Genomic DNA, 13,557 nt, shown 5'->3' with positions numbered 1-13,557 from the left:
GACGAATTCATATTTCACCCTCCCCAGCCTTCCCTCATACGCGGCTGCTCATCTTTTCAAACAGTTTCTGAGAACGAACGCTGGCTCCCGTTTACTTCACGCAAGTACTGCTATTGCCATCCTGGCAAGCATTTCACCGATCTTGAATCAACCTTTTGTCAGTCAATCAGCCCGGTTTCTCTCCTGGCCTGGTTTATCGGTAAACTACGGAAGGACTGTCAAGGAGTAGGGATAGTGATATGGCTCAGGCAACAATTGGCATCATTGGCGGTAGCGGTCTGTATAAAATGGAAGCGCTGCAAGATGTCCAGGAGATTCAAGTTGACACTCCGTTTGGCAAGCCGTCCGATGCCTTGATATTAGGAACCCTGGAAGGCACACAGGTGGCCTTTCTGGCGCGTCATGGTCGCCACCACCACCTATTACCCACGGAACTCCCCTTTCGCGCCAATGTCTATGCCATGAAAAGCCTCGGGGTTCAGTATTTGATCTCCGCCTCCGCTGTCGGCTCTTTAAAGGCAGAAGTTAAACCTTTAGATATGGTCGTACCGGATCAGTTTATTGACCGAACTCGGAATCGAGTTTCTAGCTTTTTTGGCGAGGGAATTGCTGCCCACATTGCCTTTGGTGATCCGATCTGCCCAAAACTAGCAGCTATTTTAGCTGAGAGCGTTGCCAGTCTGAACCTTCCAGAGGTGACACTCCACCATGGTGGCACCTACATTTGTATGGAAGGGCCTGCCTTTTCAACTAAGGCAGAATCCCATCTGTACCGTAGTTGGGGCGCAACCATCATTGGGATGACGAACTTACCAGAAGCTAAATTAGCACGGGAAGCCGAGATGGCCTACGCAACCCTGGCGTTGGTTACAGACTATGACTGCTGGCACCCGGATCACGACCAGGTGTCCGTCGAGATGGTGGTGGGGAATTTGCACCGCAATGCCAGCAACGCCCAGAAAGTCATTCAGGAGGCTGTGCGGCGACTTAGCCAAAATCCCCCTAGCTCCGATGCCCACTCGGCGCTGAAGTATGCTATTTTAACCCCCCGTCGCCCATGTCCCTGATACGGCAAAAGCAAAACTAAAACTGTTGCTGAGCAAGTATCTTTAACCCCCGATGGGTTCACGATCCGATGGAAAACTTTGACCGCCATTCACCGTCACTGCCACGAACGGATACACGGTGGAATAGGCAAACCCTCGACTCAGCTTAGTACCCATGTCAAGGGTCAATCTGGAGACGAGCCGGATGAGCGGCAACTCTCACGTCCGGTTCTGAAGCCGAGCATGGGGGGCGACCTCCATGCTTAGGTTAACGGCTTTAGCTCGTTATTCGGTAAGCCATGCCGTTGCCGACATATTGGTGAGCCACAGAGCCATCATAGTAGTGGGCAGGAATCCAGCGGCCAGAAGCTGCGTAGTGGCCAGGAATCAAGATCAGAGCAGCGGCGATACCCGCGAAGACCGTTGCTTTGGCAGTTAGTTGAGTGTTCATGATCGCCTCCCATTGAGTTGATAGTTTCACTTTAGGGGGCGCAAATGACAGACTTGGGGAGCAACTGTGAATCTTCTGTAACAACCTGTGGGGTTGAGTTCAGGGGGGGCAACGGGGGTATGATAATTAACCTGTGTCCTACCCAACCTGTGAATTCTGACCTATGACCCAGCAGCATTACCGGATCACCGTTATTACCGGGGGATGGCATTGGCCCGGAAATCATGGCCGTTGCCGTAGACGTGCTACAGGGGCTAGGTCAACAGCTACATCTCCAGTTTGAATTTCAAGAAGCCTTGATTCGGGGGGGCGGCCATTGATGCCATGGGGGAACCGCTACCTGCTGCTACCTTGGAAGCCTGTCGCCAAAGCGATGCGGTGCTGTTAGCGGCCATCGGGGGATATCAGTGGGATACCCTTCCCCGTCACCTGCGACCTGAGACAGGGTTGTTAGGGTTGAGATCGGGGTTAGGCTTGTTTGCGAATTTGCGCCCCGCCAAAATCTTGCCCCAATTAATTGATGCCTCCACCCTGAAGCGGGAGGTGATTGAGGGGGTGGACATTATGGTGGTGCGGGAACTGACAGGAGGTGTCTACTTCGGCAAGCCCAAGGGGATTTTTACCACCGAATTAGGAGAGCAACGGGGTGTAAACACAATGGCCTACACGGTATCGGAGATTGATCGCATTGGTCGGGTGGCCTTTGAGGTTGCCCAAAAACGCCGGGGGCAGTTGTGTTCGGTGGACAAGGCCAATGTGCTGGAGGTGTCACAACTCTGGCGCGATCGCATCACTCTGTTGGCCGCAGACTACCCGGAGGTGCAGTTGTCACACCTGTATGTCGATAATGCCGCCATGCAACTGGTGCGGGCTCCCAAACAGTTCGATACAATTGTTACCAGTAACTTATTTGGGGATATCCTCTCCGACGAAGCGGCGATGCTCACAGGCAGCATTGGCATGTTGCCCTCGGCCAGTCTTGGATCGGATGGCCTTGGAGTGTTTGAGCCAGTCCACGGTTCGGCTCCTGATATTGCGGGACAGGACAAAGCCAATCCCCTTGCCCACGTCTTGAGCGCTGCCATGATGTTGCGCTATGGGTTGCATCAGCCCCAGGCGGCTGATCGTTTGGAGCAAGCGGTGCTGACGGTTTTAGATCAGGGTTTCCGGACTGGCGATATTATGTCCGATGGCATGACCCTGGTGGGATGTCGAGAGATGGGAGCAGCACTGATGCAGGCTTTAGCTACTGCCCAGGGGTAAGGGTTCTCTGCACTGATGACTGCCCGATCTAGCTGGTGGTTTTTGGCAATAATGTCCGGCTGGATGAATTAACCTAGTTATAGCCAAAAGTCTTAGGAATCGAATCGCCCAATTTGAGAACTGAGAGGTCCCAGCGATGTCCGCGGAACAGCCCCCCGATAAAGATCATTTTTTATATCCTCGCAGTCGCTATCGTGGCGAGTTTACCCCTGAGAATCTGGCATTCAATGCCAACTTGCAGGAGTTTGCCCAAAAGATTGGCTACATTTGTGCCCTGGAAACCGGAGGTAAAATGCCCTCCAAAGAAGCATATCAACGGATTAAAGAGCTGTGGAAGGAATTGAAGTTAAGTAAGCATGGACTGGGAATTGGGGAGAATCAGCCGGATGGGGATTCCCCTTGATTGATACCTGGATGATGGCTAGAAAATCTGGTGCGATAGGGACTTCGCCACAACCGTAATCCGACTTTTTCCGACCCATCACTCTAGAACCGCCGACTTTGACCGACTGACCTCTGCCAGAAGTGCCGATTATGGTCATGGATGATCCTTCATCCTCACCTTGGCAGCCATGGAACTCACAAAGCTTGATGATCTCGCTGGACGGCTTTACCTCCGTCCCCAACCCTGGCAGACGCGATCGCGCCTCCATGTTTTGGTGAACCATTACCTGGACTTTGCCCAACTCCGCGATCGCCTGGAAGATCTACCCACCCAGTTTGATCATCCCCGCCCCCGCCCCTGGGCTGAGATTAATTTGCAACAGATTCACCCCAACCAGGTAATTGGGTTACGGCTAGAGGTATTTCTGGGGGCAATTTCAGGGGCGATCGCCGTTGAATCTCCGATCCGGGGCTATACCGGGGTCAGTTGGCAGTACCTGCAACAACTCCATCCCCCCATGGCAACCTTTGTCGGGGGGGAGCTTTGATCGGCAGGGGAATCTGCTGGAGCTAGGACTGTGGGAAAAGGAAGAACGGCGACATACCCCCGCCCTGGGGAAAATCTATCAACAGCTGAGCGGCCATAAATGGGAGGGAAGGGTCAAACCTGTCAAACCCTACCAACCCTCGGAGAACCCCCGAGAAGATCTTTACCGCCACGGGCTGCATCGGGTGATCACCGAGTACGGAGCTGCGGGACTCTATCTCTGGTTAATGGCCCATGCCACCGGAGCTTTACAGCAAGTCCTGCACGAACTCTTGCAGGATGAAATTAATCACATGGCCAAGTTCTGGGGATTTGGCCTCTGGGCATTTCCTGACCACTACGGCCACCGCCTCCAGCGATCGCTACGCCAATGGCTAGAACCCAATAGCCCCGCCAAGGAAGCGAGTCACCTTCGCTCCACTCAGGACTTGGTGCGTACCTTCCGGCATTTCATGGATTTGGTGGACTGGTCGAGTTGGTCTTGGCTCAACCGTGGGGAAATATTCTACACCTTTGGGCTGATGCTGGTGCAACTCCTGCGCTGGAGCCAAACCCTGAGTCCCGCATACCTGGAGGAACTCCTCGGTAGCGATCGGGGGCCACTATCCCCCCCACCCATCACCCACCGCTAGGACTCTGTGAATCTTTCGTTGATGGCTAAAGAGTTTATGGCGGGAGAAGAATTTCACCCATCTAAACATTCTGAACAGACCACGAGTACGCTTGACCTTGATGGCAATCACTATGAATGTTTTACAGCCGCAGATCCCGCTTTCAGACTGGCAATTGCTGCCGCCCGATCTAGATCCTCAACGGCTGCCCAACCATGTCGCCGTGATTATGGATGGTAACGGACGCTGGGCACAGCAGCGGGGATTCCCTCGGATGATGGGACATCGCCGGGGGGTCAGAACCCTGAAGGCACTGGTGCGTTGTTGCCAGGATTGGGGGATTCCCTCCCTGACGGTCTATGCCTTTTCCACGGAGAACTGGCAACGCCCCTTAGAGGAAGTCAATTTTCTGATGCAACTGTTTGAGCAAATGCTCTGGCAGGAACTGGCAGTGATGCATCAGCAGGGGGTGCACTTGCAATTCATCGGCGATAATTCCAGCCTCCCCCCGTCCCTCCAGGCAATTATGGACTACGCCCGTCAAACCACCGCCGGGAACCGCTCGTTCTATCTGAATGTGGCTCTCAACTATGGGAGTCGCCAGGAAATTGTTCGCGCCTGTCAGGCAATGGGTCGCCAGATTCAGGGAGGGCAGTTGAACCCAGACGAAATTACTGAAAACTCTTTTGCCCAACATCTAGATACCGCTGCGATTGCTGACCCTGATCTGCTGATCCGCACCAGTGGGGAGCTGCGATTGAGTAATTTTCTGCTCTGGCAGTTGGCCTACGCTGAAATCTACAGCACACCAATACTCTGGCCTGACTTTGACCGGGTAGAATTTTATCGAGCTTTGCTGGCTTACCAACGCCGCGATCGCCGCTTTGGCAGACTCTCATCAAGCTGAGGATGGAGCGGGACACAGCGTCAATCCCAGTGACATCATCCCCAGCTTCGCCGCTATCCTCGGCGGCGATTGTTGAAGCGGTGTAAGATCGACTGAAAAGTGACGACTAAGGCTGCCATTTTCAGGATTTACTGAGCGTGCTGCGGGTGCCAGGATAGTTGGCTGGGGAACCCGCAGCAAATCTTCCATGAAATTCTTGATTGTTCTCTAATGCAGTTAGAGAGGGTGGCCTGAGAAGCAGATGCTTTGGGATCACAGAACTCACTGAGGCGGCTACTGAAGATGCGAAACTCCATAGACGCTAGGGGATCGCTTCTCTTTAACATCCCCCTCAGATGGGTACTCATGGTGCCGTTTTTGGTGCAAGTGATCGCAGCCGTAGGCCTGGTTGGGTATCTGTCATACCGGAGTGGGCACCAGGCAGTGCAGGCACTAGCCAGTCGGCTGATGGTAGAAACTGGCGATCGCGTTGAACAACATCTCAATAGTTATTTACAGGCTCCCCAACGTCTCAATCAAATTAATTTAGCAGCCATTAAGGTTGGATTCATCAATCCCAACGACTTTCAACGGTTGGGGAAATATTTTTGGCAGCAATTAAAAACCTATGATTTCACCTACATGACCTATGGGAATCTTCAGAATGATTTCTTGGGGGCGGGTTATGCCTATGGTCAGTTGGAAATCGCTGAAGTCACCCAGCAGACGGGTGGAACTATTTACAGCTATATTCCAGACGCCCAGGGAAATCGCACCTATCCCCCGAAAATTTTCAAAGAACCGAATCCAAACACCGATGACTGGTTCACAAAGACGATCGTTGCAGGCAAACCAATCTGGACTCCTATTTACATCTGGGCAGGGAATACGGGGGAAATTTCGATCTCCGCCAGTGCCCCCATTTTTGACGACTCCCACCGGCTGACAGGTGTGATTGGCATCGATCTGAGTCTGACTAAAATTAGTAATTTTTTAGAGAGTCTCAGAGTCGGTAATTCAGGAAAAATTTTCATCGTTGACCGTTCTGGATTGCTCGTGGCTGACTCCAGTTCTCGGCCTGCTTACAAGCTGATTCACGGGAAACCCCAGCGACTGCGACCGCAGGAACTTTCTGATCCCATGATTCAGTCAACGGCTCAACAATTAATTGCCAACTTTGGTAGTTTTAAGCAGATCCAAGCCCGTCAACAACTGCATGTTGAGATCACCGATGAAGCCGTATTTATTCAAGTCATTCCCTATCGGGATCAATATGGCATTGATTGGCTGATTGTCGTCACCGTGCCAGAGTCTGACTTTATGGCAGAAATCCAAGCGAATGCCCACTGGACAATTCTGTTATGCGGCCTTACCTTGCTGGTGGCGACGGGGATAGGCATCCTCACTACTAGTTGGATTATTCGCCCAATTTTGCGCATCCATCATGCCAGTCAGGCGATCGCGCGGGGGGAGTGGCAGGGGACCTTATCAGAGGAAACGGCGATCGCCGAACTCAAGACCCTGGCGGCCTCCTTTAACTGGATGTCCATGCAATTGAGGCAATCCTTTGATCGAGTCAAAGCATCGCTACAAGAGTCAAAAGAGAAATATCAAACCCTCTTTCAAACGTTGCCCCTGGGGGTGGCGATCACAGATCCCCATGGCAGGATCATTGAAGCTAATCCGGCTGCCGAACAGATCTTAGAAATTCATGCCCAAACTCAAACTGAACGGAGCTACTTTACACCTGACTGGCAGGGGGTGAAAAAACCCGGATGGTTCCCCTCTGGCCGCCGATGAATATCCGAGTGTGCGGGCCTTACAAGAACATCGCTTTATCCATGATGTCGAAATGGGGGTGGTGAGATCGGATGGTACGATTCGCTGGCTGAGTGTCAGTGCGGCTCCCATGCCTTTAGTGCAGTATGGTGTGGTCATTGCCTATATCGATATTAGCGATCGCAAGCACGCCGAAGCGGAAGCGAAAGAAAGTGAAGAACGCTTTCGCTTACTAGCAGAAATTAGCCCGGTGGGAATTTTTCACAATGACGCTCAAGGAAATTGCAATTATGCCAACGAGAAAATTCAGCAAATTACCGGACTGCCCCTCGAACAGATTTTAGGCGATGGTTGGGGCAGGTATTTACATCCAGATGATTTGGAATGGATGTATACAGTTTGGTCTAATTTTGTTGAAGCATCAAAGCGAGGTCATGAGGCAACCTACAAAGTTGAACATCGTTATCTTCATCCCGACGGTACGCTGATCTGGGGGTTGGCTCAGGCAGTGACAGAGCGGAACGAAGCCGGGGAAGTCATTGGATTTATTGGCTCGGTAACCGATATCACCGAAGCGAAGCGAGAGGAAATTGTTCGCAAGCAAACCGAAGCCGTCCTCCGTCAGTATGAGCGGATTATTGCTACCACCCCCGATGGAATTTTGCTACTAGATCGCAACTATATTTATCAGGTCGTCAACCAATCCTATCTGGCATGGCATCAAAAGTCCTTAGCGGATTTTATCGGACAATCCTGTGCTCAGCATGTCGATGCCGATGTGTTTGAGTCTGAGGTAAAACCGGGTTTAGATCGATGCCTCAATGGAGAGATTGTCCATTACGAGCGCTGGTACGACTATCAGAGTGGTGGGCGCTTTGTCAGCGTCACCTATGTCCCCTATACCGAGCTTGATGGCACCATATCTGGGGTGGTTGTCAATGTACGTGATATTAGCGAACGTAAACGCAGCGAAGCTGAACGCAAGCAAGCAGAAATAGCCTTACAAGAAAGTGAAAAGAATTTGCAGATTGCTCAGCGGGTCGCCCATCTGGGTAGTTGGCAATACGATCCGGCCACTCAGAAAATCAATTGGTCAGAGGAACTATTCAGGATTTATGGACTTGACCCCAGCCAACCTGAACCCAGTTATGAAGACTATCTACAGCTAATTTATCCTCAGGATCTGGCTCAACTAACTCAGATGGTTGAACAGGCAATCATCACAGGAACTCCCTACGAAATCGAGCATCGACTCATCCATCCTGATGGCTACGTGAGGTGGCTTCTCGGGCGAGGAGAGGCCGAACTGGATGACGAGGGACGGGTGATCAAACTTTTTGGAACCGCCTTAGATATCACCGATCGCAAAGAAGCAGAGATCGCCCTCGCTCAGGCAAAGGAAATTGCCGAGGCAGCAACCCGTGCCAAGAGTGAGTTTCTAGCCAACATGAGTCACGAAATTCGTACCCCGATGAATGGGGTGAATGGGATGGCACAATTACTCTCTACCACAACCCTCACAACCGAACAACAGGACTATGTACAAGCGATTCGGGAAAGTGGTGATGCCCTATTGACCATTATTAATGATATTCTTGACTTCTCTAAAATTGAGTCTGGGAATTTAGAGCTAGAAGCAAGCACTTTTGTGCTGGAAGATATGATCAAATCCGTGTGTAATCTCCTGAGAAAGCAAGCCTTAGACAAGGAAATTGATCTCCAATATTTTAATTCTCCTGACACCCCTGCTGTGGTAGTTGGAGATAGTTCTCGGCTACGACAAATACTTCTAAACCTCGTTGGCAATGCAATTAAATTTACTGAAAATGGCCGTGTTTTAGTCTCAGTGAGTCATCGCGTTATCGCCGATGAACAGCCGCAAAAATATGAATTCATATTTGCGATTAAAGATACAGGGATTGGGATTCGGAGCGATCAGCTGCATAAGTTATTTCAACCCTTCACTCAAGCCGATGCTTCCATTAGTCGCAAGTATGGTGGTACCGGCCTGGGTTTAACGATTTGCAAGCGGTTGGTAGCGTTAATGGGAGGCACCATCTGGGTTGAAAGCCTCGGACATCTAGGGGGTGATCCGCCTGTGGATTGGGTTTCTGAGCCAGACTGTGGGTTTCTTCAAGGTTCCAGCTTTTACTTCACCCTGACCATGGCCGCCGCTTCTGTCAATGAACTCAGCCCACAAACTTCTTCCTATTCAGGGACTCAAGCCACAACTTTGCTTGCCAGGGAATCGTCCCTGCGAATTCTGCTGGCGGAAGATAATCGCGTCAATCAAAAAGTTGCCATTCAAGTTCTCAAGCGGTTGGGATATGGGGCAGATATTGCCACCAATGGAGTAGAAGTCTTAGCAGCGTTGGAACGTCAACCCTATGAACTGATTCTCATGGATGTGCAGATGCCACAAATGGATGGCATGGAAGCCACCGCTCGAATTTGTAGGCTCTACCCGGAAAATATTCGCCCTTACATCATTGCTATGACAGCGAATGCCATGGTGAGCGATCGCGAAGCCTGTCTCGCCGTGGGCATGAATGATTTCGTCAGCAAGCCGATTCAGATCGCAGAACTGATTGCGGCATTGAAAAAATGCAGCGCTTTTATTGCTAGGAGAGCCTTTTGCTCAAACCACTAGGGGACGGCCACTGTCCCCAACTCCAGGGGAGAGAGATGGGAATGGACAATTTCACCATCCCGAAACCAAACCACGCGGCGGGTACAACGAGCCACATCCACTTCATGGGTAACAATAATCACCGTGATGCCGCTGGCATTTAACTCCCCAAAGATATCCATGACTTCTTGTGTGGTGTGGGAATCCAAGGCTCCAGTCGGTTCATCGGCTAACAGGACGACGGGACGATTGACAATGGCGCGGGCGATCGCCACCCGTTGTTGTTGTCCTCCCGACAGTTGATTTGGGCGATTGGAGAGACGATGCCCCAACCCCACACGCTTCAGAGCCGACAGCGCCCGTTGCTGGCGTTCATCGGCGGCAACATTGGCATAGACCATGGGCAGCATGACATTTTCCAGGGCCGTCAGCTGCGGCAGGAGATGGAATTGCTGGAACACAAACCCAAGTTTGAGGTTACGGATATGGGCGAGGTCGCGATCTCCCAACTGAGCCACATCCATGCCATCCAGGTAATAGTGACCACTGGTGGGGCGATCAAGGCAGCCAATCATGTTCATCAACGTTGACTTACCGGAACCAGAGGCTCCCATAATGGCGCAGTATTCCCCTTGCTCAATCGTGAGGTTGATCTCACTTAACGCCCGTACCTGGGTTTCGCCCTCGCCATAGACTTTCGATAGATCCTCCAGGCGAATGATGGTGGATTGTGTCATTGGATCTGCTCTCGCTTGTGGTCTATCACGAATTTTGTGAACGGTTAAAACCTAAAAAAACTATCTCCTTGAATACGCTTAAGGATCTAAAAAATTGCCAGGGTCTTAATTACTCCGTAAGGCCACGATGGGATCAAGTTGTGCTGCTTGACGAGCGGGTACGACTCCAAAGAACAGGCCAATGCCCCCTGAGACTCCCACTGCTAGAGCCACCGCCACCGGAGCGATCGTCGCTTTTAAGGGGGTGATGGCTGCCACCAACAGCACTCCACCAGAGCCGATGAGGGTTCCAATCAACCCACCCGCCGCCGAGAGAATCACGGCTTCGATCATGAACTGCACCAAAATATCCTGCTGAGAAGCGCCAATAGCCTTGCGGAGACCAATTTCCTGGGTGCGTTCCGTCACCGATACCAGCATGATGTTCATAATCCCAATGCCGCCCACGAGGAGGGAAATTCCAGCGATCGCCGCTAGCATCAGAGTTAGCGCCCCGGTGATGGTACCGACAATGCTGAGGATGTCTTTTTGAGTATCGACGGCAAAATCGTCTTCATTCGTGATTTTATGGCGCTGCCGTAGCAGGTTAGAAATCTGAAACACAGCAGCACCAATACTCTCAGGATTCTGGGCAGAAACAGAAATAAAGGTTAACTCTAAACCGTAGGGAGAGGTACGACCCACCACCCGGTTCGCCATGGTGGAAATCGGTACGTAGGCAACATCATCCTGGTTACTGCCCAAAAAGGCTCCTTTAGGACGCATCACCCCAATTACATTAAAGGCAACATTTTTAATCCGAATTGTCTGGCCGATGGGATTAGCCCCTCGAAATAAACTGGTGGCTAAATCCGGGCCTAAGATCACCACCTGGTTATTGCGTTCAATATCTAGATTCGTAATAAACCGACCCCTGGCAACATCGAAGCTGCGAACTGGCAGAAATTGTGGCGTCGTCCCGACTACCAAGTTGGTAATATTTCGCCCCCGATAGGTAATAGTCAGTTGACTTTGCAGTTGGGGGGCAACGCCTTTGACTGAGGGCACCTGAGCGGCGATCGCCTCAGCATCGGCCAGCACCAAGGTCTTTGGGATTTCAAAGGTGCGATTGCGCGCCTGACGGGTGCCAGGAACCACAAACAGCACATTGGGGCCAAGGGCTTCAAACTGTTCGGCTGCCAAACGCTGGGCACCCTGACCAATGCCAATCACGGCGATCACCGAGGCATTGCCAATGATCATCCCCAGCATGGTGAGGGAACTGCGAAGTTTGTTGGCGGTCAAGGTTTTGACTGCCATGCGGATGCTTTCAACTGTATCCATGCCCTTGCCGCCCCTACTATTCCAGTTGTTTGGTTTTGGTGAAATCTTCCAGTTTCTTGCCCGCAGGTAATTCAACAAACACCCGCTCTCCCGCTTGAATTCCCCCCAATAGTTGAATTTGGTTGCCAATGTTGGGGCCAGTGGTGACGGGCTTGAACTCAGGTTGATCATCCCGACCCGGCACCAGGACGCCGAGTTGCCCCGCCTGGGTAACTACGGCTACGGTCGGCACTACCAAAGCATTTTTTAGGCGATCGCCCAAAAAGCTCATGTCCACATTCATCCCGGAACGCAACTGTTGCCGCCCAGTTTGAATGTCGATGCGCACTTGAAAGGAGGTGACATTCTGCTCAACAACTGCCTCCGGTGCAATCAGCCGCACCACGCCCTTAAACACCTGGGTGGGATAGGCATCTGCTGAAATTTCGACAGGTTGGCCGACGCGAATTTGACTGATGTCTACTTCCGGCACTTTGGCTAACACTTCTAGACCACTGGCTAAGGCCACGATCGAGGAGGAGGTAGCCGATGCGGTACTAGAGGCTGAGGTGGTGGGAGTGACAAAATCACCGGGGTCTGCATAGCGTTGGGTAATCACACCGTCAAAGGGGGCGCGGATCACCGTATCTTCCATTTGCACTTCAATGGCCTGTAAGCGGCCTCTGGCTTCTGCAACCAGGGCTTGAGCTTGGTCGATCTGTTCCCGGCGGTTGCCTACCTCTGTCTGGTCTAGGCGCTCTTGGGTTTCCTTGACCCGTGCTTGGGCCAAATCGAGACCCGCCTGGGCATTGCGCGATTCATTTAATACTTCATCTAAGCGATCGCGGGCGATCGCCCCTTCAGCGGCTAATAGTTTATTTCGTCGCACCCGCTCCATGGCTAAATTTAGACGAGAGGCGGCCTCTCGTACCTGGGCTTGGGCTTGCTGCACCGCGGCCTGGGCTTGGGCAATTTCCTCGGAACGGCTCCCGGCTTTGATCTCGGCTAAATGGGCCATGGCATTGGCAAAGCTACCTTTGGTTTGAGCCAGCAGCGCTGCCGCATCTTCATTGTCCATCTGGGCAATGATCTGCCCCTGGCGGACACTATCGCCTTGCTCCACATACAGTTTCGCCAGCCGTCCCGACGTTTTGGGGCTGAGATTCACCGTCTGTCGCGGCACGACGGTACCGCTGGCTGAGATCCGTACTGTCAGATCTTGGGCGACAACGGGCACTGTCAGTTTGGCGAGGTCAAGTTTCGGCGCACTGTGGCGGAAAATTACGAGTCCCATCACTCCCACTGAAATCACCCCAGCTGCTACCAACCCAGCAACCCAGGGAAGCGGATGATTCACTTTGCCAATCAGGGGAAGTTGCATCTGCTTTACCTATCACTAGCGTCAACGTATATAGACGGTCTACCCCTTGGCTTAGAAACTTTTACGTTTCTTTACTTTAACAAATCAAGCCGTGGCTGAGGAGGTTGATCAGAGAGGGGGAGATGTCATGGCGGCGATCGCAGGTAACCTTGATGCTGATCAGCGACAGATCAGGTTCACGGATTGCCCACATTGAGGGCGATGAAGGTGAAATCTTGGTAAACCTGGGATCTCTGCCCATCCATTTTTTACACTTTAGGCATAACTTGAAGATAGTAGGATCAACATGATCTAACTCGTTAAAACTGCAACCTGCTGCCATCGGTATGGAGCCATCAAGGTATCGTCACCGACTCCAGGTGAAGCGACTTGGATAGCGATGGCCAAAGGTCGGTCGAAGACCATCGGTTCTCCTACTCAGAGAGTTGGTTCCCGGAATGCCGAGGTTCAGGGGGGCGGTTGTGCAGAGGCAGACTTGGGATTGGCTGAGAGGGACAGCCTCAGCATGGGTAAGCAGAGTCAGCATCATCACTAGCACTGG

At 52.0% G+C, this 13,557-nt stretch carries 11 protein-coding genes and 2 pseudogenes; 8 read left to right on the top strand and 5 right to left on the bottom strand.

The annotated features are described in order from the left end of the window. The first annotated feature begins 239 nt into the window (after positions 1 to 239). Positions 240 to 1,113 (top strand): annotated as a pseudogene (locus tag DO97_RS10655) (S-methyl-5'-thioadenosine phosphorylase). 210 nt (positions 1,114 to 1,323) lie between these two features. Here DO97_RS10655 and DO97_RS23895 read toward each other — a convergent pair. Next, a complete protein-coding gene (locus DO97_RS23895; protein ID WP_156120528.1) occupies positions 1,324 to 1,497 on the bottom strand; it encodes a hypothetical protein in 174 nt (57 codons plus the stop codon). Positions 1,498 to 1,660: 163 nt separating this feature from the next. Between DO97_RS23895 and leuB the strand changes: the two are divergent. From leuB to DO97_RS20975, 7 genes and pseudogenes are all read left to right on the top strand, one after another. Further along, positions 1,661 to 2,760: pseudogene (gene leuB, locus DO97_RS10650) on the top strand (3-isopropylmalate dehydrogenase). A 136-nt stretch (positions 2,761 to 2,896) separates the two neighbouring features. Next, entirely contained in the window at positions 2,897 to 3,163 is a 267-nt protein-coding gene (locus DO97_RS10645) for a DUF7219 family protein (RefSeq protein ID WP_036533225.1), read from the top strand. Between the two features lie 169 nt (positions 3,164 to 3,332). Beyond that, on the top strand, positions 3,333 to 3,692 hold the full coding sequence (locus DO97_RS25060; RefSeq protein WP_204368570.1) for a hypothetical protein: 360 nt from the start codon (positions 3,333 to 3,335) through the stop codon (positions 3,690 to 3,692). Further along, positions 3,673 to 4,323, top strand: a complete 651-nt coding sequence (locus DO97_RS10640; RefSeq protein ID WP_204368569.1) for a ferritin-like domain-containing protein — start codon at positions 3,673 to 3,675, stop codon at positions 4,321 to 4,323. The genes DO97_RS25060 and DO97_RS10640 overlap by 20 nt, the downstream gene beginning before the upstream one ends. A gap of 112 nt (positions 4,324 to 4,435) precedes the next feature. Next, the gene (locus DO97_RS10635; RefSeq protein ID WP_156120527.1) at positions 4,436 to 5,209 is read left to right on the top strand and encodes an isoprenyl transferase; all 774 of its coding nucleotides are present in this window, start codon (positions 4,436 to 4,438) and stop codon (positions 5,207 to 5,209) included. 345 nt (positions 5,210 to 5,554) lie between these two features. Beyond that, positions 5,555 to 6,988: a cache domain-containing protein gene (locus tag DO97_RS10630; RefSeq protein WP_052128621.1), complete on the top strand. Its 1,434-nt coding sequence runs from the start codon at positions 5,555 to 5,557 to the stop codon at positions 6,986 to 6,988. 10 nt (positions 6,989 to 6,998) lie between these two features. Next, positions 6,999 to 9,617, top strand: a complete 2,619-nt coding sequence (locus tag DO97_RS20975) for a PAS domain S-box protein (protein ID WP_052128620.1) — start codon at positions 6,999 to 7,001, stop codon at positions 9,615 to 9,617. Here the strand turns inward: DO97_RS20975 and DO97_RS10620 are convergent. The 4 genes from DO97_RS10620 to DO97_RS23890 form a co-directional block, all read right to left on the bottom strand. Further along, positions 9,614 to 10,333 (bottom strand): ABC transporter ATP-binding protein, encoded by a 720-nt coding sequence (locus tag DO97_RS10620; protein ID WP_036533224.1) that lies wholly within the window; start codon positions 10,331 to 10,333, stop codon positions 9,614 to 9,616. The genes DO97_RS20975 and DO97_RS10620 overlap by 4 nt on opposite strands. Positions 10,334 to 10,438: 105 nt before the next feature. After that, positions 10,439 to 11,656, bottom strand: coding sequence for an ABC transporter permease (locus DO97_RS10615; protein ID WP_036533222.1), 1,218 nt, complete (start codon positions 11,654 to 11,656; stop codon positions 10,439 to 10,441). 16 nt (positions 11,657 to 11,672) lie between these two features. Next, the gene (locus DO97_RS10610) at positions 11,673 to 13,016 is read right to left on the bottom strand and encodes an efflux RND transporter periplasmic adaptor subunit (RefSeq protein ID WP_036533220.1); all 1,344 of its coding nucleotides are present in this window, start codon (positions 13,014 to 13,016) and stop codon (positions 11,673 to 11,675) included. A gap of 346 nt (positions 13,017 to 13,362) precedes the next feature. After that, positions 13,363 to 13,545: a hypothetical protein gene (locus tag DO97_RS23890; protein WP_156120526.1), complete on the bottom strand. Its 183-nt coding sequence runs from the start codon at positions 13,543 to 13,545 to the stop codon at positions 13,363 to 13,365. Positions 13,546 to 13,557 lie beyond the last annotated feature (12 nt).

The sequence above is a fragment of the Neosynechococcus sphagnicola sy1 genome (assembly GCF_000775285.1).
Taxonomy (GTDB): Bacteria; Cyanobacteriota; Cyanobacteriia; order Neosynechococcales; family Neosynechococcaceae; genus Neosynechococcus; species Neosynechococcus sphagnicola.
Note: the sequence above shows the minus strand (reverse complement) of the source record. Positions and strands in the feature narration are given on the sequence as shown.